Annotated in this window: 23 protein-coding genes; 13 read left to right on the forward strand and 10 right to left on the reverse strand. The window is 71.6% G+C overall.

The features are described from left to right. The first annotated feature begins 44 nt into the window (after window positions 1-44). Window positions 45-2,072, forward strand: coding sequence for an ATP-dependent zinc metalloprotease FtsH (ftsH, locus tag J2S41_RS35275; protein ID WP_310374557.1), 2,028 nt, complete (start codon window positions 45-47; stop codon window positions 2,070-2,072). A gap of 53 nt (window positions 2,073-2,125) precedes the next feature. Beyond that, window positions 2,126-2,752 carry a GTP cyclohydrolase I FolE gene (folE, locus tag J2S41_RS35280; RefSeq protein WP_310374558.1) on the forward strand — a complete coding sequence of 209 codons (627 nt, stop codon included), beginning with the start codon at window positions 2,126-2,128 and terminating at the stop codon, window positions 2,750-2,752. Between the two features lie 162 nt (window positions 2,753-2,914). On the opposite strand, the gene J2S41_RS35285 is transcribed toward folE, so the two are convergent. Then, complete coding sequence (locus J2S41_RS35285; RefSeq protein ID WP_310374559.1) at window positions 2,915-3,547, reverse strand: hypothetical protein; 633 nt, start codon at window positions 3,545-3,547, stop codon at window positions 2,915-2,917. Continuing rightward, window positions 3,544-6,546 (reverse strand): FtsK/SpoIIIE domain-containing protein, encoded by a 3,003-nt coding sequence (locus tag J2S41_RS35290; RefSeq protein WP_310374560.1) that lies wholly within the window; start codon window positions 6,544-6,546, stop codon window positions 3,544-3,546. The genes J2S41_RS35285 and J2S41_RS35290 overlap by 4 nt, the downstream gene beginning before the upstream one ends. A gap of 166 nt (window positions 6,547-6,712) precedes the next feature. Here J2S41_RS35290 and J2S41_RS35295 point away from each other — a divergent pair, with 166 nt between their 5' ends. Next, window positions 6,713-7,270, forward strand: coding sequence for a hypothetical protein (locus J2S41_RS35295; RefSeq protein ID WP_310374561.1), 558 nt, complete (start codon window positions 6,713-6,715; stop codon window positions 7,268-7,270). A 5-nt stretch (window positions 7,271-7,275) separates the two neighbouring features. Here J2S41_RS35295 and J2S41_RS35300 read toward each other — a convergent pair whose 3' ends face one another. The 7 genes from J2S41_RS35300 to J2S41_RS35330 are packed head-to-tail and all read right to left on the reverse strand — an operon-like array spanning window position 7,276 to window position 15,795. Beyond that, on the reverse strand, window positions 7,276-7,881 hold the full coding sequence (locus J2S41_RS35300; protein WP_310374562.1) for a hypothetical protein: 606 nt from the start codon (window positions 7,879-7,881) through the stop codon (window positions 7,276-7,278). Next, a complete protein-coding gene (locus J2S41_RS35305; protein WP_310374563.1) occupies window positions 7,878-9,017 on the reverse strand; it encodes a M23 family metallopeptidase in 1,140 nt (379 codons plus the stop codon). Before J2S41_RS35305 ends, J2S41_RS35300 begins: the two co-directional genes overlap by 4 nt. 58 nt (window positions 9,018-9,075) lie before the next feature. After that, window positions 9,076-9,633 carry a hypothetical protein gene (locus J2S41_RS35310; protein WP_310374564.1) on the reverse strand — a complete coding sequence of 186 codons (558 nt, stop codon included), beginning with the start codon at window positions 9,631-9,633 and terminating at the stop codon, window positions 9,076-9,078. Between the two features lie 7 nt (window positions 9,634-9,640). Continuing rightward, window positions 9,641-11,599, reverse strand: coding sequence for an MFS transporter (locus J2S41_RS35315; protein ID WP_310374567.1), 1,959 nt, complete (start codon window positions 11,597-11,599; stop codon window positions 9,641-9,643). Between the two features lies 1 nt (window position 11,600). Beyond that, a complete protein-coding gene (locus J2S41_RS35320; protein WP_310374569.1) occupies window positions 11,601-15,059 on the reverse strand; it encodes an ATP-binding protein in 3,459 nt (1,152 codons plus the stop codon). 58 nt (window positions 15,060-15,117) lie between these two features. Beyond that, complete coding sequence (locus J2S41_RS35325; protein WP_310374570.1) at window positions 15,118-15,480, reverse strand: hypothetical protein; 363 nt, start codon at window positions 15,478-15,480, stop codon at window positions 15,118-15,120. A 15-nt stretch (window positions 15,481-15,495) separates the two neighbouring features. Next, complete coding sequence (locus J2S41_RS35330; protein WP_310374572.1) at window positions 15,496-15,795, reverse strand: hypothetical protein; 300 nt, start codon at window positions 15,793-15,795, stop codon at window positions 15,496-15,498. 432 nt (window positions 15,796-16,227) lie between these two features. Between J2S41_RS35330 and folP the strand changes: the two genes are divergently transcribed. From folP to J2S41_RS35365, 7 genes are all read left to right on the forward strand, one after another. Continuing rightward, entirely contained in the window at window positions 16,228-17,043 is an 816-nt protein-coding gene (gene folP, locus J2S41_RS35335) for a dihydropteroate synthase (protein WP_310376768.1), read from the forward strand. Next, window positions 17,040-17,402, forward strand: a complete 363-nt coding sequence (gene folB / locus J2S41_RS35340) for a dihydroneopterin aldolase (protein WP_310374574.1) — start codon at window positions 17,040-17,042, stop codon at window positions 17,400-17,402. The genes folP and folB overlap by 4 nt, the downstream gene beginning before the upstream one ends. Beyond that, window positions 17,399-17,926: a 2-amino-4-hydroxy-6-hydroxymethyldihydropteridine diphosphokinase gene (gene folK, locus J2S41_RS35345; protein ID WP_310374576.1), complete on the forward strand. Its 528-nt coding sequence runs from the start codon at window positions 17,399-17,401 to the stop codon at window positions 17,924-17,926. Before folB ends, folK begins: the two co-directional genes overlap by 4 nt. 47 nt (window positions 17,927-17,973) lie before the next feature. Next, window positions 17,974-18,447, forward strand: a complete 474-nt coding sequence (locus J2S41_RS35350) for a DUF3180 domain-containing protein (protein WP_310376771.1) — start codon at window positions 17,974-17,976, stop codon at window positions 18,445-18,447. Between the two features lie 139 nt (window positions 18,448-18,586). Next, window positions 18,587-19,879, forward strand: coding sequence for an ABC transporter permease (locus tag J2S41_RS35355; RefSeq protein WP_310374578.1), 1,293 nt, complete (start codon window positions 18,587-18,589; stop codon window positions 19,877-19,879). 108 nt (window positions 19,880-19,987) lie between these two features. Further along, window positions 19,988-20,317 carry a hypothetical protein gene (locus tag J2S41_RS35360; RefSeq protein WP_310374580.1) on the forward strand — a complete coding sequence of 110 codons (330 nt, stop codon included), beginning with the start codon at window positions 19,988-19,990 and terminating at the stop codon, window positions 20,315-20,317. 158 nt (window positions 20,318-20,475) lie between these two features. Then, the gene (locus tag J2S41_RS35365) at window positions 20,476-20,871 is read left to right on the forward strand and encodes a hypothetical protein (protein WP_310374581.1); all 396 of its coding nucleotides are present in this window, start codon (window positions 20,476-20,478) and stop codon (window positions 20,869-20,871) included. Between the two features lie 53 nt (window positions 20,872-20,924). On the opposite strand, the gene J2S41_RS35370 is transcribed toward J2S41_RS35365, so the two are convergent. After that, window positions 20,925-21,887, reverse strand: coding sequence for an ABC transporter ATP-binding protein (locus tag J2S41_RS35370; protein ID WP_374728211.1), 963 nt, complete (start codon window positions 21,885-21,887; stop codon window positions 20,925-20,927). Between the two features lie 14 nt (window positions 21,888-21,901). Between J2S41_RS35370 and J2S41_RS35375 the strand changes: the two genes are divergently transcribed. The 3 genes from J2S41_RS35375 (at window position 21,902) to J2S41_RS35385 (ending at window position 24,570) form a co-directional block, all read left to right on the forward strand. Continuing rightward, window positions 21,902-22,609 (forward strand): ABC transporter permease, encoded by a 708-nt coding sequence (locus J2S41_RS35375; RefSeq protein WP_310374585.1) that lies wholly within the window; start codon window positions 21,902-21,904, stop codon window positions 22,607-22,609. Next, window positions 22,606-23,313: an ABC transporter permease gene (locus J2S41_RS35380; protein WP_310374587.1), complete on the forward strand. Its 708-nt coding sequence runs from the start codon at window positions 22,606-22,608 to the stop codon at window positions 23,311-23,313. The genes J2S41_RS35375 and J2S41_RS35380 overlap by 4 nt, the downstream gene beginning before the upstream one ends. An 81-nt stretch (window positions 23,314-23,394) precedes the next feature. After that, entirely contained in the window at window positions 23,395-24,570 is a 1,176-nt protein-coding gene (locus J2S41_RS35385) for a glycine betaine ABC transporter substrate-binding protein (protein ID WP_374728212.1), read from the forward strand.

Genomic DNA, 24,570 nt, shown 5'->3' on the forward strand with positions numbered 1-24,570 from the left:
CCGGACGATCAGGAGGGTGCGGGCGCCAGGCGCTCGACAACAGTATGGAACGCACGCGTTTGTTCCGCCGCCCGGTGGTCTGGATCATTCTGGTGATCGCCGCCGCGATCGCCGCCAGCTCCTTCTTCACGGGCGGCCCCAGTTATCACCGGGTCGAGACGTCGGTCGCACTCGACAGGCTCAACGCGGGCGGCATCAAGACCGCCGTCTACGAGGACAAGGAGCAGACGCTCCAGCTCGAGCTGACCGAGAAGGCCACCTTCGACAAGACGACCACCGACCGGATCGAGACCCAGGTCCCGTACGAGGTCAGTGACGACATCTGGGCCGCAGTGGTCCAGGCCAAGGCGGCCGGCAAGATCACCGGCGCGATCGACGCCAAGGTGACGCGCGACAACATCCTGGTGACGCTGGCGCTCAACCTGCTGCCGATCATCATTCTCGTGGTTCTGCTGCTGCTGTTCATGTCGCAGATGCAGGGCGGCGGCTCGCGGGTGCTCAACTTCGGCAAGTCCAAGGCCAAGATGATCACCAAGGACACGCCGAAGACGACGTTCGCGGACGTCGCCGGCGCGGACGAGGCCGTCGAGGAACTGCACGAGATCAAGGACTTCCTGCAGAACCCGTCGAAGTACCAGGCCCTGGGCGCCAAGATCCCGAAGGGCGTGCTGCTGTTCGGCCCGCCCGGAACCGGTAAGACGCTGCTGGCCCGCGCGGTCGCCGGCGAGGCCGGCGTCCCGTTCTACTCGATCTCCGGCTCGGACTTCGTCGAGATGTTCGTCGGTGTCGGTGCCTCCCGCGTCCGTGACCTGTTCGAGCAGGCCAAGGCGAACGCGCCGGCCATCGTCTTCGTCGACGAGATCGACGCGGTCGGCCGGCACCGCGGCGCCGGCATGGGCGGCGGTCACGACGAGCGCGAGCAGACGCTCAACCAGCTGCTCGTCGAGATGGACGGCTTCGACACGAAGGGCGGCGTCATCCTGATCGCCGCGACGAACCGGCCGGACATCCTCGACCCCGCGCTGCTGCGCCCCGGCCGCTTCGACCGGCAGATCGCGGTCGACGCCCCCGACATGGAGGGCCGCAAGGCCATCCTCCGCGTGCACGCCAAGGGCAAGCCGTTCACGCCGGACGTCGACCTCGACTCCGTCGCGCGGCGCACCCCCGGCTTCTCGGGCGCGGACCTGGCCAACGTGATCAACGAGGCGGCGCTGCTGACCGCGCGGCACGAGAAGCGCGCGATCTCGAACGAGTACCTGGAAGAGTCGATCGACCGGGTGATCGCCGGGCCGGAGCGCCGGACCCGCGCGATGAGCGACGGCGAGAAGAAGATCACCGCGTACCACGAGGGTGGGCACGCGCTGGTCGCCTGGGCGCTGCCGCACTCCGCGCCGGTGCACAAGGTGACGATCCTCCCGCGCGGCCGCTCGCTCGGCCACACGCTGGTGCTGCCCACCGAGGACAAGTACACGCAGACGCGCGCCGAGATGATCGACACGCTGGCGTACGCGCTGGGCGGCCGGGCCGCGGAGGAACTCGTCTTCCACGAGCCCACCACCGGTGCCGGCAACGACATCGAGAAGGCCAGCGGACTGGCCCGCGCGATGATCACCCAGTACGGCATGAGCTCGAAGCTGGGCGCGGTCAAGTACGGCACCAGCAACGACGAGCCGTTCCTCGGCCGCACCATGGGCCACGAGCGGGACTACTCCGACTCGGTCGCCGCAGAGATCGACGCCGAGGTGCGGGCGCTCATCGAGCTCGCGCACGACGAGGCGTGGGAGATCCTGGTGGAGTACCGGGACGTGCTGGACAACATGGTGCTGGAGCTGATGGAGAAGGAGACCATCTCCCAGCAGGACATGGCCCGCATCTGCGCCCGCGTGCAGAAGCGCCCGCCGATGGCGCCGTACAACGGCTTCGGCAAGCGCCGCCCGTCCACCGACCCGCCGGTGCTCACCCCGGCCGAGAAGGACAAGCTCAAGGCGCAGGCCGCCGCGGACGGCGCCGAGGCGACCGTCGGCACCGGCGCGTCCAGCGAGTCCACCAACAACTCGGACGGCACACACTGAGTTCCAACGGCCTACGCCCCGACCCCGTCGACGAGGAGAACTCGTCGGCGGGGTTGGACTATCTCGCCGCCCGGCTCGTCGACGGCAAGCTCAGCGGCACGCCCGTCGAGGACGCCGTCGACCTCCCCCGGATCGAGAACGCGGTCCGCGAGATCCTCCTCGCGCTCGGCGAGGACCCGGACCGGGACGGTCTCAAGCGCACGCCGGCCCGGGTGGCCCGCGCCTACGCCGAGCTATTCGCCGGCCTCCGCGTCGACCCGGCGCAGGTGCTCACCACCACGTTCGAGGCCAACCACGACGAGCTGGTGCTGGTCCGCGACATCGACGTGATGTCCCTCTGCGAACACCACCTGCTGCCGTTCCGCGGCGTCGCGCACATCGGCTACATCCCCGGCACGCACGGCCGGATCACCGGGCTGTCCAAGCTCGCCCGCCTGGTCGAGGTGTTCGCCCGCCGCCCGCAGGTCCAGGAGCGGCTCACCTCGCAGATCGCCGACCTGCTCACCGAGAGCCTCGACCCGCGCGGCGTGATCGTCGTGATGGAGTGCGAGCACATGTGCATGGCGATGCGCGGCATCCAGAAGTCCGGATCCAAGACCATCACCTCCGCGGTACGCGGCGGCCTGCAGACCGACGCGAAGTCACGCGCCGAGGCGATGAGCCTGATCCTGGGCCGCTAGGGCGTGTCTGGTGGATCTCGTCGAGCCGAGGCGAGGTCCAGGTGTCGTCTGGGTGTGCGGCGCGGAAGTCCGCATACCGGTGTTGTATGTGGGCTTTCGCGACGTGCGGCCAGACGACACCTGGGCCACGCCGCAGGCCGGCGAAGATCCACCAGACACGCCCTAGCCCAGCAGCGCGAGCACACCGACGCCGGCACAGGTCACCAGGCTCGGGGCGGCACAGACCAGCAGACCCAGCGCCGGGGTACGGTCCGCGCGCCCGTTGTCGCCGCGCGGGAACGCCAGCCCGATCGCCACCCAGCCCAGCGCGAACGCCAGCGCCGGCAGCGCCACCCCGAACAGCAGCGCGAACGCGGGCAGCGCCTCCGGGCTCGCGGTCGTGTAGAGCGCCAGCTGGACCACCAGCACGGCCACGGCCAGCGCGCCGTAGACGACCAGGTTGCGAATCCACACCGGCGTCCGCGGCGGGGCCGGCCGGTGCGGCGGCAGCTTCGTCTCCGCCGCCTCCACCGTGTCGCGTGCCCGCTGGAGCGCGGACCGGATCGCGGCCGGGCCCTCGCCCATGCCCACGGACACCGCGGTCACCTCGTCCAGCGTCGGGATCAGCGCGGACTCCTCCGCACCCAGCTCGCGCAGGCGGGTGCGCTGGGTGACCAGCCGGGCGCGGACCACCGCGAGGTCGTCGTGGGCGGCGCGGACCGGGCGGTCCAGGCCGGCGGCGACGGTGGCGTCCCGGCGGGCCACGTCCAGCTCGCGGGCGGCCTCGAGATAGGCGGCCCAGGCGTCGTCGGTCACGTCTCCCTCGCCTCCGCGGGCCGTACCGTGCTCCTCGGCGCGGGCAGGAGTGGCTCGGTCCTGGTGTCCGTTCCGGTCTTCGTGACTTCCGGCTTCGTGGTTTCCGGCTTCGTGGTCCGCGGCTTCGCGGGTTCCGTGCGGAAGGGGATGAAGGCGGTCGTGGTGCCGGTGCGGCGGTCGTGGAGCAGCGCGCCGGCCTGCTCGCCGGGGTCGCCGACCAGCGCGGTGACCTCGTCCGCGGGCAGGTCCAGCAGGGCGAGCCCGTCGATCCGCGCCGCGGCGCCGCTCAGGTCGCCGGTGAGCCGGTGGGTTCCCCGCCACCAGGACAGCAGGTGCACGCCCTTGGCCGGCCCGGTGCGCAGCAGGTGCGTGAGACGGTCCGGCGGGAGCGTCACCCGGTCACCCGCGTCCAGCCCGAAGACCACCAGGTAGGCCGGCTCGTCCAGCTCCAGCGCCTTGGTCAGGCCCGCGGCGTCCAGCTGCTCCACCTCGTGCCGGCGGGCCAGCGCCGCCGTCAGCGCGTCCGCGTGCCGGTCCGCGTCCGGAATCAGCGGGCAGACCAGGAACCGGGCCGTACCGGGCGCGTGATGGGCTGACAGGCTGCGGGTGGCGGCGTGCAGCAGGTCCGGGGCCTGCGGCGCCGAGCCAATGATCGCCAGATGCCGGCCCGGCCCGCCACCCAGCGGGAAGGCCACCGGCGGAGGCGGCGTGGCGGCGTCCCGCGGGACCGCCGGACGGCCGAGGAGGACCGCGGGCGGCTCCGCGGCGCGGGCGTGGAGGCGGCTGTGAAGCTCGCTGAGCGCCTTCCGGTCCGCCCGCGGGTTCGGGAAGCGGACCAGGCGCTCGTGGCCCCTGGTGGCGTTCCGGGGGCCGCCGAGCCCGCCCGCGGTGTTGATCACGGCGGTGCCGGCCGGCAGGCTCTGCGCGGACTCGTTCGTCGGTTCCAGCACGCCACCACCGCCGGGCAGCGCGATGCGTACCGTCCACTGGGCGAAGAGGCCGTCCCGCTCGTGCAACGCCGGAATGGCGCGCGGCGTGCGGGTGGTCAGCACCAGGTGGATGCCGCACGATCGCGCGCCGCGCGAGATGGCCGTCAGCGGCTCCAGCAGCCCGGGCCGCGCCTGGAGCAGCGGCACGAACTCGTCGATCACGCAGACGATGCGCGGGAGCGGCTGCACGGCCCGCAGGTCGGCGAAGCGCGTCGTACCGTGGCGGGCGGCCAGCGCGGCGCGGCGGTCCAGTTCCTCGACGAGCCGGTCGAGAATGTCGTCGCCGGTCGCTCTGACGTGCGGGGGCGGACCTTCGCCGGTCTGGTCGCCCGCGTGGCCGGTCTGGTCGCCCGCGTGGCCGGTCGGCTGAACCAGGTAGAGGGCGAGGTCGTCCGGGGAGTAGCGGGCGGTCAGCCCGGCCAGCGCCGCGGTCAGGAACGCGGACTTGCCCGCGCCCGCGCGGCCGCCGATCAGCCAGTGCGGTGCCAGATCGTTCAGCTGCACCGCCACGGTGCGCTCACCGTCCCGGCCCACGACGGTGGCCAGCCCTTCGGTGGCATCCTCCGCCCACAGCTCGGCCGGGAGCAGATCGCGCAGCGAAGGCCGCTCGAAGGCGAGGAACCCGGCCGCCAGGCGGCGGCAGACCGCGGCCAGCATCTCCGCAGGGGGGTCGCCGTCCAGCAGGACCGGAGAGTTGAGGCCCACGTCGTTCGGCTGCGCCGCGAACGAGTCACCGGGCGGGTCGCCCACTATCGCGTACGCCTCGCGGAGCGTGATCGGCGTGCTGAGCGGGAGCGGCTGGGCGGGCAGGCCGGTCGCCAGCGCGGGCGGTGGCCAGCCGGCGACCAACAGGTGCAGGCCCGCGGCCGGCCCGCGCGTGGCCAGGTCGCGGAACCGCAGCAGATCGATCGGATCCGCACCGGCCGGAAACGACGCGACGATCACGATGAGCAGCCGGTTGTCGTCCCGTTTCCGCTGCTCCGGCCTGCGCGCGTCGCCGCCCCGCAGGTCTGTGGGGCGTGTGTCCGGCATCCGGGCGTCCGCGCTGAGGCCTACCGGGACGTGGCCCTCGTGGCGTCGTGGCCCCGCCCCGCGAGTGTCCGCGTTCCGCGCTTCGAGCCGTTGCCCTTCGTGGTGACGCGCTCCCGCAACGCGGGTGCCTGCGCCGTGAGCCTCCGGCTCTACCTCGGTGGCGTGGCCCTCCGTGCGGTGCGGCTCCGGCCCTTGAGCCTCATGGCGGCGAGCGTCCGTGGCGCGGGTCTCGGTGTCCCGAGACTCCACACGCCGGGCGGCGCCGACTTCGGCGTTGCGGCTCCGGGGGTGGACGTCCTCCCGTGGCTCCGGATGACGGACCTCAGGGCTGCGCGCGTCAGCGCGGCGCGTCTGGGATTGCGCCTCCCGGCCACGCGTATCCTGCCTGCGGGCCTCCGGCGTTCGCGCCTCCGGCGTGCGAAGGCGAATCCACTGCTCGGCCTCGTCCAGAATCGCGCGCAGCCCCGCCGGATCCGTCGCCGGCGGCGGCATCAACCCCGCGTCCGCCAGCGGCGCGAAGGCCGCGAACACCGCCTCGTCCGCCCCGTCGACCGCCCGGACCAGCAGCGAACCCGGCGCCGCGGACGCCACCAGCCGCAGCAACACCGCCCGCAACAACGCCGCCGTCCGCGGATCACGCCCGTCCGCGTCCACGGTCAGATGCCCGGCCCCCGCCAGCGGCACCACGGCCGGAAAGCCCGCCTCCGGCAACGGCCGCGCCGTCCCCACCCGCACGAACGCCGGCACCCCGGGCGACGGCTCCGCCGGCACCCGCCCCGTCGCGAGATTGGCCCCCAACCACCCCGGCGCCAACAACGCCGCCGCCTTCGACAGCCGCTCCGCCAGACTCCGCTGCGCCTGCAGATCCGACGGCGCCGGCGTCAGCGCGTGCAACCCCGCATCCGCCGCCGCCAGCACCGCCGCAGCCTGCCGGTGCAGGGCGGCGGCCCGGCTGACGTCCGTCTCGTCGTCGGCCATGCGCTCACCTCCCTACGGACACAGACCGTATCCCAGAAGAGGAGGAAATCCGGCATGTCCCGGCCCCCAGGGTGACGAACCCACCCCCTTCCACCCGATCGGCGCCTCCACCCGTCCTGCTTGGAGCGTCACGCCAGGGTCTTGCCGCGACCGATAGGCTCAAGACGTGGACCACAGCCAGCCGGACGAACCAACCCCACCCCCGGCCAGGCCGGACGCGCCAGCCGGCGAGCAACCGGACGTCCCGCAGCCTTCAGCGCAGCCGGCAGCCAAGAAACGGCGCTCCTGGAAGACGGCTCTGCTAGTGGTGGCTTCTGTGCTGGGAGTGCTTTGTTCCGGCACCGTCGGCTATGGGCTCTGGTGGTATAACGAGGAGTCTAAGCCTGATCGCAGCGCCCCGGATGTTGTGGTCTCTAATTATCTACGCGCGCTATTGGTCGAGCGTAACGATGTCCAGGCTGGGCTTTACGTATGTGAGAGCGCGGCTCTGAAGGAAATTCTCGATTTCAGAAATGACATCGTGAATCGGGAGCGCACTTATGCGATTTCGATCCGAGTATCGTGGTCCGGGTTGGCTGCAGCGGACGAGGCTAGCGGTAAGTCGGTGCAGACGACCATCCGCCGATCGATAACTGATGGCAGTGAAAGCGACAAGAGTACCTGGAAGTTTGCAGTGGTTGACGAAGGTGGCTGGCGGGTCTGCTCGGCCAGTAGAGTTCCTTAACCTAGTCACTCCAGCCACGCTAAGTGAACCGGAACTTCCATTGTCTTAGGGAGTTGGCCGGTCCAGGCCCACCGGTACCAGTCCAGTTCTGCGGCGACCCGAACGCAGATGTCCCCCTCCGCGTTGCTGTAGAGATCGGTAACCGCCCGCAGATCACGCCGTTCCACCCCGTCGACCATCTGCACCACTCGCCGTCCCAGCACATTCGGCGAGTCGATGACCGGCACCGGATCCCGGCGTCCGGGCGCGTCCAGCGACACGAGCCGGGACAACAGGTCGCGCGGACCGTCCGACGCCGGTGTGGAACCGATCGTCTCGATCCACACCCGCTCCTGCGGCACCAGGGGCGCGAAGACCTCGATCTGCTCCGCCTCGGCCCGGTACCACTCCTGCTCCTGCATGATCGGTACATAGGTCCGGCTGCCCTGCACCACCCGCTCGTCGGCGCGCAGGTCGGCGCGCCACCCGAGCCCGGGCAGCCCGGTGATCACCCGCCGTCCGCGCAGGTCGCCACCGGCGGTGGCGGGCACGGGCACGATCGCCCGCGGCGGCTTCGGCGCCCAGTCCGGCTGCCCGGCGAAGGGATCCTCGGGCAGCGGCTCGCGGCTCACTGGCCGCCGTCCAGCGACGCGCCCTGGTCTTTCATGAAGGCCACCGGATTGACCGCGCCGGACGAGGAGCGGTCGTTGTTCAGGTGCACCTCGAAGTGCAGGTGCGGGCCCGACGAGTTACCACTCGACCCCACCCGCCCGATGACCTGCCCCGCCGTGACCACGTCGCCCACCTTCGTGGACGGTCGCTCCACCATGTGGCAGTACCGGGTCATGATGTTGCCGGCGTGCTGGACCTCTACGAACCAGCCGCAGCCCAGCTTCCCCGGATAACCGTCGACGTTGCAGCTACGGCCGGAGTTGTCGTTGTCGCAGGCCGCGACCGTGACGATGCCGCTGGACGCGGCCCAGATCGGCGCGCCCTTGCCGACGATCAGGTCCACGCCGTCGTGGTCCGGCCGCTCGGAGGTCCGGAAACCGGAACCGACCAGCGCCTTCACCGGAATGGTCCACCCCGATGCGGCGACCTCGCCGGCGGCGGCGCACCGTAGGTCGGTGCTGCTCCCGATCGCGCGCGCGGCGCCGTTCGCGAGCAGGTTCACGATCTGCGTCGCGATCGGCTCATGCTTGGCGTACGCGTCCGGGTAGGCGCTGCGCTGCACCTCCTGCGCCGCCACGGTGAGCGCCATGTCCTCCCAGCCCGCCACGGTGATCAGCTTCTCGTAGAACTTCGTGGACGCGTACTCCGGGTTCTGCAGCTGTTCCGGCGTGCCCCAGCCCATGCTGGGACGCTGCTGGAACAGGCCGAGCGAATCGTGATCGTTGCGATCGCCCAGGTTGCCCAGGTTGGACAGCCGGGACTCCTGCATCGCGGTGGCGACCGCGATGACCCAACCGCGCGGCGGTACGCCCATCTTGGAGCCCACGTTGATGATTATCGCGGCGTTGCGCACCTGCACCTTGCCGTACGGGCCGATCGCCGGAAGGTTGCCGTCCGCGCTCACCGGCCCGCCCTCACCGCAGCCGTACGCGCTCAGCGTCATGGTGTTGTCGTCGATGCCACCGAGACCGCCGAGGAAGAACGCGCTGACCGTGCCGCCGCAGCAGACGAGCGCCAGCGTGGCGGTCAGCGCGACCGCGAGCGCGATCCGCCGTATTCGCAGCTTCGGTCGCGGCGCGCCGTCGAAGTCGGTCATTCAGGACGATCCTCTGAGCCGTGGGTACGCCGTACCTGCAGCCGATCCGCCGATCCGCTCATGCCCGCTCCCAGTCGACGCTGTCCACCAGCCAGTGTCCGTCCGGCGCCACCAGCGTGAGCCGCAGCGTGCCGGAGTCCACCGGGACGGTCACGTCCACCACGCTCTCCGCGTACGACACGACGACCGGGTCGCCGGTGATCCGGTCCGCCGGAACGCCCACCGGGTCGACGCCACGCAGCTTCTCGGCCAGCGACTCGGTGGCGTGCGGCAGCAGCCGGTCGTACCAGACCTCGGCGGACGTGTTCTGGTGATCGACCCACGCGGCCGCGAACGCGTACCCGACCGCGTCCGGCTGGGCGCCGCCCGGGCTGGTCGACGGCGTCGGCGGCGTCAGCGAGGAGACGGGACCGTCGTAGTTGTAGCTCGGGTCGATCGACGGCCCCGCGACCGTGGCCGTACCGTCGGCGATCACGGTCGGCCCGCGGTCCGTGGCGTTCCCGGAGAAGCCGCGGGCGACCCCGACGATCAGCAGCACGATCGCGAACAGCACGATCGCCACCCCGGCCCGGGATCGCAGCAGACGCTTGACGATCAGGTCGAGGAATCGGCGCACCCCGCTCTCACCTCGCCTCGGCACGCACCCGCGGCGTCTGCGGGGTCTGCGGCGCGGTCGTGGTCTGCCCCGTGTCCGGTCGATAGATCGCGAACGACGCCGGCGCCTCGGCCACCTCCGGCTCCGTCCACTGCGCGGGCCGCCGTGTTCGCCGCGGCGCCGGACCGCCACCGCTCTCGCCGCCCCCACCGGCCACGACCGGCTCCGAGTCCGCCACGTGTTCGGCACCGTCCGGCCGCGTGCGCACCTGCGGCGCAGTGGTGGTCTCCGCACGCGGGCTGGCGTGCGCCGGATCCTCCAGCCGCGCCTCGGGCCGGATGTTGATCTGCTCCACCGTGACGTCCCGCTGCTTGATCCGCCGGCTGCCCCGATCGTCGCTCTCGTCCGCGCCGATCCTGGACGCCTCCCGCAGATCCCGGAACACCCGCCGCGACCACGAGTCCGACGCCGCGTTGTTCTTCCCACCCAACTGCGTGATCCGACGGTACGGACGGAGCAGCATCCAGCCGACCACACCACACAGGAAGACCAGCACGACCTGCAGCCACCCCGGCAACGTCGCCGTGCTCATAATCAGATCCACCGCGAACAGGTAGATCGCCGCACCCGTCCCGAAGATCGCGATATTGAACACCGCCGCCACAACCGCATTCGCCAGCCGCCGCAGCCCTTCCCCCGCCGGCCGCAACAACCCCACAGTCCCCAAAATCGGAGCCGCGATAACGGCCCACCGGAAAATTAGGAACCCAAGCAGAACCAAGACCGCAGCTGTGATGTCAAACAGCGCGAAGAGCACCGCCGCCAACATCGCGATAAAGCCCGCCCCGATTCGCTCCATCCCCTTGGTGCCCTGGAGATACTCGTAGGCTTCAGGATCCTCAGTCTTGATCTGTTCCGCAACCTTCATCCACTGCCGATTCTTGGCTGCAATGGTGGCGTCTCTATCATTTGGGTTAGATCGAAGGCGCTCGGCCTCCTCCCATGATAGGGATCTGGCATCGTAAAGGGCGAGCCCGTACTTCTTTGCTGTCTCGGTATCCGAAGAGCCGAGAACGCCTCGAACCCAGTTCTTGTAGAGCATGGACTCCGTTACGGTGTCGCTTGCGCGAACGGCGGGCGGGCGGTGGTCCTTGCAAGCTTCAGTGCCGCCGAGACGACATTGCTCTGCCGGTCGGTCCTCGGCACGTGGGCCTACGGCGTCATGAACTACCCCAAGGGTAGTGATCAGAGTTGAGTCGGCCATATTGGCCGACTTGACAGGCCATGCCGCGAGAGCGGTAATGGCTACCATGACTAGCAAGGCCCACCCTGCTGTAGTCATGAGGTTGCTCATGTCTGCCTGCCGTGACCGCCAGAGCAGGTAAAGCCCAATAACCGCTAAGGTCAGAATTCCGAAAACCGTAAAGACTTTCTCGTAAACGGCTCGAGTGGCTTGCTCTACAAGTGGATCCGCCCAACCCCACATTGACTCGGGATTCCAGGCTCGTTCTCGTAGGGCATTTGAGGCGCCGATGATTGCAGTGGCGATCATAAATTCGCCGTTCGCGACTGTGGTTTCGAACCTATACTCAGGTGCAATCAACGTAGACATGCAGCCGCCGTCGATATCATACGTTGTATAGCTATAGCCGGCGTAGCCGTACTCGCTATAGATTCCTTGCGGACCCGGCTCGTTCGCTGATGTCGGCTTACTAGAGAACCATCCTGCGAGGCCTGAGTCAGGAGACCCGGGCTTCGGGGCGGTCAGGCACTGAGCTCGTTGCTCGCTTACATCCGTGAGCTTGTCTACGCACGACCGGAAATCCGCCTGCCACTCCGCCGTTGTGCACAGATCACCCGGTGCGGCAGCCGTCGCCGACGCTCGGGTAGCTAAGGCTGGAGACGCGAAGGGCCAGCTGACTGTTCCCATGGCGAGGATCAGGACTGCCAGGATTACCGCGCCGATTCGTTCGCCGGAGCGCGTCATGTCAGGCCTCCACATCGCCGGCGAGGTCGAGTGCTGCGGTGGCGCCCGCCGAGGCGGCGGCCGCGGCGGGTGTCGTGTCGAGGTAGTCGAGCAGGCCCTCGACGTAGCTGACGTCGACCCGGACCTTCTGCACCCGGCCGTCCACGTCGCGCATGACGAACTCGCGGAAGCCGAGTCGGGTGGCCGAGGAGGAGTCGACGTTGGACAGTGAGGCCAGCGTCGCCTCGTAGCCGTCGTTGACCGGGACGCGGAGCAGCCGCAGCGCCTCCGAGGCGATCTCCTGGTCCTCGGCGATCCGGCCGACGAAGACGGTGGAGACCAGGTTCTGCACGTCGAGGCCGAGGATGTCGCGCGGGTTCTGCGAGGCGACCAGCGCGGCCAGGTTCCACTTACGGGAGTCGCGGGCGAGCCGGACCAGGAAGGAGCGGCCGGAGCGCCACCCCTCCATGAAGTGTGCCTCGTCCAGGCCGACCAGTTTCCGGGTGGACATCGACCCGCCGTACGCGCGCCGGACCGCGAGCCGGTGTGCGGTGTGCAGCATCGGCAGCGCCAGCGCCTCCTCCGCCGACCAGTACTCGCGCTCGATCTTGAGGTCCGGAAGCCGCAGCCCGGCCATGGTGATCACGGTGAGCGCCGCGTCCGACCCGAGTGCGTCCGGCGGCGGGGAGCCGAAGAAGAGCAGCGCGAGCGGCATCTCGGCGGTGTCGAGGAGCAGGTTGGCCAGCTCTTTGCCGTCGTCGTTGTCGAGCTGGGAGAGCGTCTGGACGACGTCGTCGAGCGTGGACGTCTCCTCCGCGGGGACCTGCCGGACCGCGTGCCGCAGCAGCGTGGCGGTGGAGGCCTGGCGCGCGACCTGCGGCGGGACCAGCATCGAGCAGATGTCTTGGACCAGCATGCGGCGCTCGGCCCGGGCGTTGGAGACCGCGATCTCGTACTCCCGGTCGCCGGCGGCGCCGGGCGCGAACTCGCCGCGCCGGGGCGTCGGGATCAGCGCGTACGGTGCCAGCGTCCCCTGCTCGGAGCCGGTCAGGTTCAGCACCCGCGAGTACGGGCGCAGCTCCGGCATGGCGCAGAGCCGGGCCAGCGGGCCGGACGGGTCGAGCAGCGTCACCTGCACGCCGCGCCGCGCGGCGAGGTAGCCGAGCGCGCCCATCAGCGTGGACTTACCACCACCGGGCTCGGCGACGAAGACGGCGAGACCGGACCGCTCCCGGATCTCCATCGGGAAGTGCAGGTCGAGGAAGACCGGCCGGCGGCAGGTGCCGGCGGTGCGCCCGATCAGGTCGCCGCGCCGGTCGCCGACCGTGGACGCGGCCTGCGGGAGCGCGGCGGCGAGCAGCCGGACCGGCATGCGCCGGACGTACCCGGTGTTCGCGATCGGCTCGCCGGGGATGAACTCGCGGGCCAGCCAGTCCTGGTTCTTCGGGTGCTGCAGCGAGATGCGCAGCTCGCGCGAGTACATCTGGATCAGGCGCCGGGCCCGCTCCAGGCACTCCTCGCGGGTGCGGCCGCCGACCGCGATGCGGTGCCAGCCGTGCGCGCGGGCGGACTCGACCGGCAGGCCGGTGGTCATCTCGTCGCCGATGTGCAGTGCGCGCTTGGCCAGGCGCTCCAGCTCCGGCGGCGCGTCGATGCCGTGCTCCGCGTAGTCGAGCTGCTGGGAGCGGATCATCCGCAGCCGGTGCTCGAGATTCCGGAACGAGTCGTTCGGCCCGAGGATGTCGATCCGCGAGGAGAGCTCCATCGGCCAGGGCAGCCGCTCGTGGAAGTGCATCCACGGCTCGTGCCGCTCCGGGATCTCCAGCGGCTCCATCCGGCCGACGGAGAGCACGGCGACGTGCCGCTCCTCGCCGGTCATCCGGTTGACCAGCTTCACGGTCGAGCCGTACGGCGTGCGGTAGCGCTCGATCTGCTCGGTCAGCGAGAGCATGTCGCCGCGCTCCCACTGCCCGTTGGTGACCGGGGAGAGCGGGCCGGGCGGTGACATGCAGAGCGCGACCGACCGGTACAGCAGCCACTCCAGCTCGCCGGGTGTGACCTGCCGCCCGCGCATGCCGAACGCGTTGAGCACCTCGTCGAACTGCTCGACCGTGCGCCCGAGCTTCTTCCGCTCGCCCTCGGCGACGCCGCGGCCGAACAGCCGCAGGATCCGCTCGCTGAGCGAGTCGCCGAGCGAGCGCCGCGCGAACGTGACGCCCAGGTAGGTCTGGCCCTCGGAGTGGTTGACCGACATCAGGTGCCGCTGTGCGGAGACCAGGTGGTCGGACCAGGAGGTGCCGCCGGGCACGTCGGGCAGCGGGCGCAGCGTGTTGGTGTCGATGGTGCGCGCCCACTCGTCGGCCGGGAACGGCCGGTTGGTGCGCCGCAGGTGCAGCCGGAAGCCGGCCAGGCCCGCGTACTGTTCGGAGATCGCGGAGAGCAGCGCCTCGCGCTCCGCGTCCGGCCGGAACGCCCACCGCACCTCGGGCAGCCAGTACCAGGCGGTCACCGTGTTCGGCGTGAACGTCAGGTGCCCGGCGATCTCGGTGATCGCGAGTTCGACGGCGGGGTCGCGGTCGTTGAACTTCTTCGGCGCGCGGGCCGGGATGACCAGCTGCGACTGCTTCTTGTCCTTGGCCTCTTTCCGCGCGGGCCGCCGGTCGCCCTGCCGGACGGCCGGCAGGTTGCGCGACTCGCGCGGCGCCGGGTCACGGTCCGTGGCCGGCTTCAGATCCGTGCCGGGCGGCTGCGCCGCCTCGGCGTCATGCGGCGGAGCCGCCTCAAGAGCATGATCAGCCGGTACGGGTAGCCGCGCGCCGGCCCCGATGGACGCGCTCGGCCCGCCCGTTCCGAGCGGCGTGGCCGGGCCCGGACGCGACGGGCGCCCCGGGGCGCCGCCACGGCCGGCGGGCGGGCGGCCGCCCGCGCCGTTCTGCCGCTCACGCGCGGGCGCGGCCGGCGTGCTCGCGGACGCCCGCCGGTCGCGGGTCTGCCACCGGTCGCCCGGGTGCTGCGGCGCGGGCGGCCTGCCGCCCTCCGGCCGCGCGGACGCACTCGGCGACCCGACGCCGGCCGGCTCGCCGCGCGTCACCGAGGACGGCTGCGCCACGGGCGACGGCTGCGCCACGGGCGACGGCTGCGCCACCGGGGCCGGCTGCGCGGGCGGCGCCGCGGGAGTGGACGGCTGCACCGGTGACGGCGCGGCCGGTACGTGCGTGCCGTCACCGGGCGTACCCCCGAAGAGATCGAGGAACGGCGAGTCGATGTCGGCGTTGTCGCCGCCGCGGGCCATGGTGGGCCGGCCTCTCACGGGCTGGGGCGCCTGGAAACGCGCGACGGAGCCGTGCCCGGGGTTGGTGATGAAGTCGGACTCGGCGGCAAGATCGGGCGCATCGTAGCCATGCTGCTGCTTACCGTTACCGATGATGCCGTTCTGATCTGCGGCCGGGCGCGCTGAGCCCGGCTGGGACGACCGCGTCATGCGCTCGCCCTGCCCCGGAGCGTGCGCCGTGGGCCGGGGAACGGACGGAAAATGATCGTCATACCAGCTCCTCCCGAACGCGGACGCGGACGGCGACGAGGCGGGGGTCCCGCTGCTCGACGGCCGGCTCGCGGGTGCGGCGCCAGTCGGTCAGCGCGGTGCGGATGACGGCCCGGGCCGGTCGGTCCGGGTCGACGTACCGGAAGATGAACGAGGTGGTGACCATGGCGAGCGCGATCTCCCACGCGGGGAACGCCTCGACCTGGAACGTCACCAGCCAGTGCAGGAACATGTAGAACGGCACCAGCAGAATGAAGACGCCGTACTGCGCGTAGGGCAGGTGGACCGGGAGCGTGTAGCCCGGCGGGCCGAGGTAGACGAGCCTCGCCCGGTAGATGTCGTCGTCAGTCCGCAGTCTCATGCTCTGCCCCGCGGCCTACTGGAACATCAGGTCGATCAGGGACTCGCCCACGAAGAACAGCGTCGCCGCGCCCGCGATGAACCCCAGGCCGACGATGGCGATGGCGGAGCTGGTCAGCACCTTCGAGATCTCACCCTTGCTGGCCCGGCCGATGAAGATGATGCCGAGGGCCGCCAGGAGGATGGGAGCGATCTTGCTGGCGAAGAAGCCGACGATGCCGTCCGTGTTGATGCCGGGCTCGGCCGGCTCGGCGGCGAGGTGCGAAGCGCTGGCGAGCGCGTCGACCGTATGCGTGACGAGCTCTATGGTGATCATTGGAGAACCTCCCCGGTCCGCGGCCGGCGTGTGCCGCGGCACAGCAGTTTGTCAACCTTGCGAGAACGCCGGGCGGCCGTGATGACCGTCCGCTCAACGTTTCGGTGTCGCCCCTGCGGGTGACCTGGGCGTTTTAAGTATCTTGCCCCGACTCCTCAAGATTCGACGTCTGAATGCTGCGCAATTGCAAAGCGTACGGCTCGTCCCCGTCGTGAACAAGCTTCCCAGTCCGTTACCCGTGGTGCCCACGTGATTGAACGTGAGTCACCGTGATCGTACACGTGTTCTAAGAAAATCGGGACAAGATCCAACTTTCCACCCGGTACGCCGAGGCCCGATGGTATGACGTCGACGGGCCCGCCGGGTGCTCGTTCACCCACTCGCTACCGTTTGGCTGTGACTGATCTGCACGCCCTCCAGGGCCCGGTCGTGATGGGAATTCTGAACGTCACGCCGGACTCGTTCTCCGACGGCGGCCGGTACGCCGACCGGGACGCCGCGGTCGCGCACGGCGTGGCCATGCGCGCGGACGGCGCGGCCCTGGTGGACGTGGGCGGCGAGTCCACCCGTCCGGGCGCGGCCCGGGTCGACGCGGAGGAGGAGTCCCGCCGGGTGCTGCCGGTGATCCGCGAGCTCGCCGCGGCGGGCGTGCTGGTCAGCATCGACACCACGCGCGCGTCCGTGGCCGCCGCCGCGATCGCGGCCGGCGCGGTCGCGGTCAACGACGTCTCCGGCGGGCTCGCTGATCCGGAGATGGCCAAGGTGGTCGCGGCCGAGGGCGTACCGTGGGTCCTGATGCACTGGCGCGGCCACTCGCAGCGGATGCAGCAGCTGGCGGTCTACGGCGACGTGGTGGCGGAGGTGCGTGCGGAGCTGTCCCGGCGGGTGGACGACGCGCTGGCCGCGGGCGTGGCCGCCGACAAGATCATCATCGATCCCGGCCTGGGGTTCGCCAAGGACGCCGCGCACAACTGGGAGCTGACCCGCCACCTCGGCGCGCTGCTGTCCCTGGGCTTCCCGCTGCTCTTCGCGTCCAGCCGCAAGTCCTACCTGGGCAGCCTGCTGGCGGGTCCGGACGGCACGCCCCGGCCGGCCGGCGGGCAGCGCGACGCGGCCACCGTGGCGACCAGCGTGCTCGCGGTCGCGGCCGGCGCCTGGGGCGTCCGCGTGCACCAGGTCCGGGACACGGTGGACGCGATCGCGGTCTGGAAGGCCTCCGGCGCACCCCGGCTGAGGGAGACGGCATGACCGACCGGATCACGCTGCGCGGCCTGCGGGTGCGCGGCAACCACGGCGTGTACGACTTCGAGCGCGCCCAGGGGCAGGACTTCCTGATCGACGTGGATCTGGAGCTGGACCTGGCCCGCGCCGCCGCCTCCGACGACGTGGCGGACACCGTGCACTACGGCGAGTTGGCCGAGCGGCTGGTCGCGATCACGGCCGGCGAGCCGGTGAACCTGATCGAGACGCTGGCCGACCGCCTGGTCACCGCGTGCCTGGACGACGCCCGGGTGAGCGCCGCGACCGTGACCGTGCACAAGCCACAGGCGCCGATCCCGCACGAGTTCGCGGACGTGGCGGTCACGCTGCGCCGGAGCCGGCCGTGACTCGCGCGCTGCTGTCGATCGGCGGCAATCTGGGCGACCGGCTCGCGCACCTGCGCGCGGCCGTGGCCGGGCTCGGCGACACGGTGCTGGTGGTGTCCGGTGTCTACGAGACACCGCCGTGGGGCGATGCGGACCAGCCGTCCTACCTGAACGCCGCGGTGATGGTCGCGGCGCCGGACCGCGGCCCGCGCGACTGGCTGGAGACCGCGTGGCGGCTGGAGGCGGAGGCCGGGCGCACCCGCGACCCGGAGCGCCGGTTCGGACCGCGCACGCTGGACGTGGACGTGATCGCGGTGTGGGCCGACGACGGCACGCCGGTGCTCAGCGACGACGAGCGGCTGACGCTGCCGCACCCGCGCGCGCACCTGCGCGCGTTCGTGCTGCGGCCGTGGATCGACATCGACCCGTTCGGCGCCGTGCCCGGTCACGGCTCCCTCGACGTGCTCCTCCGGGAGGGACCGGCCGCGGCCGACGCCGGAGGAATCCAGCCACGCCCGGACTTGACGCTAGAGTTCTCAAGGTGAGCGAGCGCAGCGAGCAGGCCCCCGATCCGGCGCCCCCGCCGCCGACCATGGGCCCGACTCGGGCCTCCACCCTCCTGGTCGCCGCGCTCGCGGCCGCCGCGGTCGGGTGGCTGCTGATCAGTGGCCTCTACTACGGCGAGACCGGGGTCTCGGTCCCGTGGCTGCCGACCGTCACCATCGCCGCGCTGGCGATCCTGGAGGCGTTCCTGGCGTACAACACGAGGGCGCGGATCGACCGCAAGCCCGGGCACGACCCGGTCGAGCCGCTGGCCGTGGCGCGGTTCGTGGTGCTGGCCAAGGCGTCCTCGCTGGCCGGTGCGATCTTCGCGGGCTTCTGCACGTCGCTGCTGGTCTGGCTGCTGATCGAGCAGACCCGGGCGGCGACCGAGGACCGGCCGTCCGCGGCCGGCGGCCTGATCGCCTCCGTGGCGCTGATCGCGGCCGCGCTCTGGCTGGAGCGCGCCTGCCGCGTCCCGGACCGCCCGGACGACGACGTGCCCGGACCCGGCCGAAAGCCGTGAAATCCCGGTAGTGCAGCGACAGGGGTGACGGCCGAGCCGCCGCGCGGGTACGGTGCGTCCGAACGGCCCCGCCGAGGCGGAGCCGACGCGACAACGCAGGCACGGGCGCGGTGCCGCGTCACCACAGGAGGCGCGCGAGATGGCGTACGACGAGCCGGCCTACCGGCGGCGCGACGGCGAGACCGACTCCACGGACGCGACCACCCGGATGTCCCGCGGCTACGGGCAGCCGGAGACCGGATACCGGCCGGAGGGCAGCCACCGCCGCGAGGAGCAGTACGCGCCGCAGTACGCCACCACGGCCGAGACCCGCGTGCCGGACTACGCCGAGGCCCCGCGGGTCACGCAGGCCGCGCTGGACGACGCGTTCGACGACCCGGCCCACGGCGAGGTCGGCCGCGACCGGATGGCCGTCCACTTCCTCTGGGAGTTCGTGCTGCTGCTGGCCGCCGGTGGCCTCGGCTACCTGCTCTACGCCTCGCAGCGCGACGCGGTGACCGGCGCGGCGCTGGACCAGCTCCTGGTGCAGGGCGCCGCGCTCGGCCTGCTCGCGCTCGGCGCCGCCGCCACGCTGCGCACCGCCGCGCCGAACCTGGCGATCGGCCCGGTCGCGGTCGCGTCCGCACTGCACTTCGCGGAGAACGGTGACACCGGCGTGCTCCAGGCGGCCGGCGTGGCCCTGGTGGTCGGCCTGGTCGGCGGCCTGCTCCTGGCGCTGCTCGTGGTCGGCTTCCACGTGCCCGGCTGGGCGGCGAGCCTGGCGGCCGCGCTCGGCGTGATCGTCTACATCCAGCTGCGCCCGGGCCCGGTCGACGTGCAGGGCGACTACGACCCGACCCGGCACGCGGTCTACCTGTTCGGCGGCTTCGCGGCGCTGACCATCATCGGCGGGCTGCTCGGCCTGATCAAGAACGTGCGGCGGACCGTGGGCCGGTTCCGGCCGGTCGGCGACCCGGCGGACCGGCGCGGCGTCGGCGGCGCGGTGGTGACGGCCGGCGCGATCGTGTTCTCCTCCGTGCTCGCGGTGGGCGCGGGCGTGCTGATCGCGTCCGGGAACGACACACCGGTCGTACCGTCGGTGGGCCTGGAGTGGACCGGGCTGGCGCTCGGCGCGGCGCTGGTCGGCGGCACGTCCGCCTACGGCCGGCGCGGCGGTGTCCTGGGCACGCTGCTCGCGGTCGCCGTCCTCACCATGTTCCTGCGCTACCAGGACCTGGAGGGCTGGGACATCTCCACCTACGCCACGGCCGCGGTCGCGGTGGCCGGCGGCCTGGTGGTCACGCGCCTGGTGGAGACGTTCGGCCGGCCCGCGCCCGCGGCGGACACGCAGTGGACGGAACCGCCGGCCGCGACGACCTGGCAGGCGCCGCCCGCGGAGCCCGGCCCGGCCCCGCGGACCGACCCGTGGGACAGCAGCCGCTGGGGATCCTGAGCCGCGTGGCCGCGCGCCGGATAGGCTCCCTGGCATGAGCGAGCTCGCGAGCGAATCACCGGCGCAGTGCCTCACCGGGCATGGCCGCAGCCGTCAGGGGACGTCGGCATGACCGGAGCATCCGCCGGGACCGGGGCCGGCGTCGGCGCGAACCACGCCCGGTTCGCGGAGTTGGACGCGCTGCCGACCGAGGAGCTGCGCCAGCGGGCGTTCGCGCTCGCCCGTGAGCGCCACGATCTGAAGTTCTTCTGGTCGATCTTCGAGCACCTGCCGCACTCGGACGACGCCGCGGAGCGCGACGATGGCCTCAGCTCGATCGGCCCGACGGTGGATCACGCGGTGGCGCTCTGGCGCGAGTTCACCGGCCACGCCTCGTACGGCGACAACGAGCCGATCCTGCGCGCCGCCTTCATCGACTATCTGCTCAAAAACGACTAAATCTCGGATATAGGTACGCGTGGTTTGGCCGTGTCCGCGGGCTGGGCACATACGCCGGCATGGCTCTCACCAATCGTTACAAATCCGCAACCGGCGCGGGCACGGCCGCCGCGCTCATACTCGTCCTCGTCTTCGGTAGCCCCTGGTACGCGGGCTGGGTGACGGACAACACCGACCCGGGCACGGCCGGCGGCTGGTTCCTCCAGCTGCTGGCCTGGCCCCGGTGGTACCTGGACAGCGACGACTCGCTGCAGGACGTGCTCGCCGCGGACCTCAAGGCGATCCTGGTCGTCGCGCTGACCGCGCTGTTCCTCTACCTGCTCCCCGGCTCCCAGCTGGCGCGGGCGCGAGGCACGCTCAGCCAGTTCTTCGCGGGCTGGTCGTCGTACGTCTTCGCCGGCGCGTTCGCCGCACTGGTCACCACGCTGGTCCAGTCCAACCCGTCGCTGCTCGGCGCGTTCAAGGCGGCCGGCGACGGCACCACCTACGGCTTCTTCGTCGGCTGGCTCGTCGGGCTGGTGACGCTCGGCAGCTGGCGCGGCACCCGGAGCTGACCGCGACGTGCGGCCGGGCTCCCCAGCCGGGCCCGGCCGCACGCCGTGAGATCTCAGGAGCCCGGCGTCAGCAGCCGGTCGCGGGTCAGCACGCCGAGCTCGCGCCCGTCCGAGACGATCCGCACCCGGTCGGTGCCGGCGCCGAGCATCCGGGCCAGCACGTCGTAGAGCGTGGTGTCGAGATCCACGTCCAGCAGCCCGTTCGCCGCGCCGGCCGGCTCCAGCATGTCCCGGCTGACCCGGGTCACGGACAGCCGCCGGATCGCCCGGTCCGTACCCACGAACTCGCGGACGAAGTCCGAGGCCGGCGTGCCGAGCAACTCGGCCGGCGCCGCGAACTGCTCCAGGTGACCGCCCTGGGAGAGCACCGCGATCCGGTCCCCGAGCCGAACCGCCTCGTCCAGGTCGTGCGTCACCAGCACGATCGTCTTGCGCACCTCGGCCTGCAGGCGCAGGAACTCCTCCTGCAGCCGGGCCCGCACGATCGGGTCGACCGCGGAGAACGGCTCGTCCATCAGCAGCACCACCGGGTCGGCCGCCAGCGCGCGGGCCACGCCGACGCGCTGCCGCTGACCGCCGGAGAGCTCCTTCGGGTAGCGGCCGCCGTGGACGGACGGGTCCAGGCCGACCAGCTCCAGCAGCTCGTCCACGCGCGCCCGGACGCGCGCCTTCGGCCAGCCGAGCAGCGTGGGAACGGTGCCGACGTTGGTCCGGATGGTCTGGTGCGGGAAGAGGCCGACGTTCTGGATCACGTAGCCGATCCGGCGCCGCAGGTGCACCGGGTCGAGCCGGGTGACGTCCTCGCCGTCGATCAGCAGCCGCCCGCCGGTCGGCTCGATCAGCCGGTTGATCATCCGTAGTACGGTCGACTTGCCGCACCCCGAGGGCCCGATCAGCACCGCCAGCTCGCCGGCCCGCACCTCCAGGCTCAGCTCGCGCACCGCCTTCGTACCGTCGTCGAACGTCTTGCTGACCTGGTCCAGCGTGATGGTGGCGGCCTTCTGTCCGCCGCCCACGGTAGGTTCCACGTATGTCCTCTCGGCAATGGGTGTTATGGAGCGTGCAGTACGCCGATGCACCCGGCAACCCGTGGTTCTCCTGGCAGTACCTGCGGGACAACTCCGACACGGTGCTGTCCGCGCTCGTCGAGCACGTGACCCTGACCACCCAGGCGGTGGCGCTCGCGGCGGCGGTCGGGCTCCCGCTGGCGGTGCTCGCCTACTGGTTCCGGCCGCTCACCGGCCCGATTCTCGCACTCTCCGGCGTGCTCTACACCATCCCGTCGCTGGCCCTGCTCGCGTTCGTCGCCCCGCTGGTCGGCACCACGCGCCCGGCCTCGGTGTTGATCGCCCTGGTCCTCTACGCGCTGCTGCTCATCGTGCGCAACGCGCTGGCGGGACTGAACCAGCTTCCGGCCGAGGTCCTGGACGCGGCGCGGGGCATGGGGTACGGACGGGTGGCCCGGCTTTTCCGGGTGGACCTTCCGCTGGCCGTCCCGGCGATCCTCACCGGCCTGCGCCTGGCCACCGTCTCCACCGTGGCGCTGGTCACGGTCGGCTCGCTGATCGGCTACGGCGGGCTCGGCGATCTGATCCTGGGCGGTTTCCGGAACAACTTCTACAAGGCGGAGATCCTCACCGGCACCGTGCTCTGCGTGGCGCTGGGCCTGCTGCTGGACCTGCTGCTGGCCGGCGCCGGGCGACTGCTCACGCCGTGGACGAGAGGGGCCCGCGGATGAACGCGATCGACCAGGCGATCGTCTGGCTCAACGACCCGCTCAACTGGACGAACCCCGGCGGCATCCTGGACCGGCTGGGCGAGCACCTGTGGATCTCGTTCGCCGCGGTCGCGATCGGCTGCCTGGTCGCCTGGCCGATCGGCCTCTGGCTGGGGCACACCGGCCGGGGCGGCGGCGCGGTGGTGTTGATCTCCAACGTCACGCTGGCCATCCCCACGGTCGCGCTGCTGACCATCCTGCCGCTGACGCCGCTCGGCTTCGGCCGCCCGCCGGTGATCCTGGCGCTGGCCGTGTTCGCGGTGCCGCCGCTGCTGGCCAACGCCTACACCGGCGTGCGGGAGATCGACCCGGAGGCGCGGGACGCGGCGCGCGGCATGGGCCTGTCCGGCCGGCAGTTGCTCACCCGGGTGGAGCTGGCGCTGGCCGTGCCGTACCTGGCGACCGGCTTCCGGACCGCGTCCGTGCAGGTGGTGGCCACGGCCGCGCTGGCGTCCTTCGTGAACGGCGGCGGCCTCGGGCAGATCATCAGCGCCGGCTTCGGGCTGGGCATGTCGGTCGGCGGCGGGCAGATCCTGGCCGGCGCGCTGCTGGTGGCACTGCTCGCGCTCGGCATCGAGGGGTTGCTGGCGCTGCTGGAGCGCGCGCTCACGCCGCGCCCGCTGCGCCGCCCGCGCCGGGTCCGCCGCCGCCCGGCGACGGCCTGACGCGGGTGCCCGCTGAGCGAAGAATGACAAGCTCAGCGGGAATAACGGCGACGATGTTCCAATCATGAACGCGGACGGGATATGGATCATGACGATCCGGTGACAAGTAACCGCGAAAGTTGTCGTACCCGCCGGTCACGATGTTGGGTGAGACAGCGCGGGCGGTCCCGATCCTGGTGCATGACCAGGCATCCGTCCGTCGGACACGCGGCCGTCCCCGCCCGGGGGCGCGCCGGGACACGGAAGGCGGGCACATTGAGATACAAGCGGCTGGCCGTGAGCGCGCTCGGCGCGCTGGCGGCGGCGACGATCCTGAGCGCGTGCGGGGAGGCCGGCTCGTCCGGCACCGAGGCGCCGGCCAGCGCGGCGGCGGGCGCCGGCTGCGCGGGCGTGCCGGGCACCTCGCTGGTGGTGCTCACCGACGACAAGGCGCTGCAGAACACGGACAACGTGCTCCCCGCGATCAACAAGGCGGCGGCGAAGCCCGAGCTGGTCGCGGCGCTGGACAAGGTCTCCGAGGCGCTGGACACCCCCAAGCTGATCGCGCTGAACAAGGCGGTCGACGTGGACCGCAAGACGCCCAAGGTGGCGGCGGACGAGTTCGCGGCGGGCGCGGGCCTGACCACCGGGATCGCCAAGGGCCCGGGCGGCGACATCAAGATCGGTGCGGCGAACTTCAGCGAGAACCAGACGCTCGCCGAGCTGTACAGCATCGCGCTCACCGCGGCCGGCTACAAGGTCACGGTGCAGCAGATCGGCAACCGTGAGCTGTACGAGCCGGCGCTGGAGAAGGGCGAGATCCAGGTCGTCCCGGAGTACGCGGCGACGCTCGCCGACTTCCTGAACGGCAAGGTCAACGGCAAGGACGCGGCGCCGGTCTCGTCGCCGGACCTGACCGCCACCACGACCGCGCTCGCCGGGCTGGGCGACAAGGTCGGCCTGGCGTTCGGCAAGCCGTCCGCCGCCCAGGACCAGAACGCGTTCGCGGTGACCAAGGAGTTCGCCGAGAAGTACGAGCTGACCACGCTCAGCGACCTGGCCGCGAAGTGCTCGGGCGCGGCCACCTCGCTCGGCGGCCCGCCGGAGTGCCCGCAGCGGCCGAAGTGCCAGGCCGGGCTGGTCACCACGTACGGCTTCCAGGCCGGTCAGTTCGTCTCGCTCGACGCGGGCGGCGCCCAGACGAAGAACGCGCTGAAGACCGGCACGGTCTCCGTCGGCCTGGTCTTCTCCTCCGACGGCGAACTCGCCACAAATTAG

The sequence above is a fragment of the Catenuloplanes atrovinosus genome, from assembly GCF_031458235.1.
In the GTDB taxonomy this organism is placed as follows: Bacteria; Actinomycetota; Actinomycetes; order Mycobacteriales; family Micromonosporaceae; genus Catenuloplanes; species Catenuloplanes atrovinosus.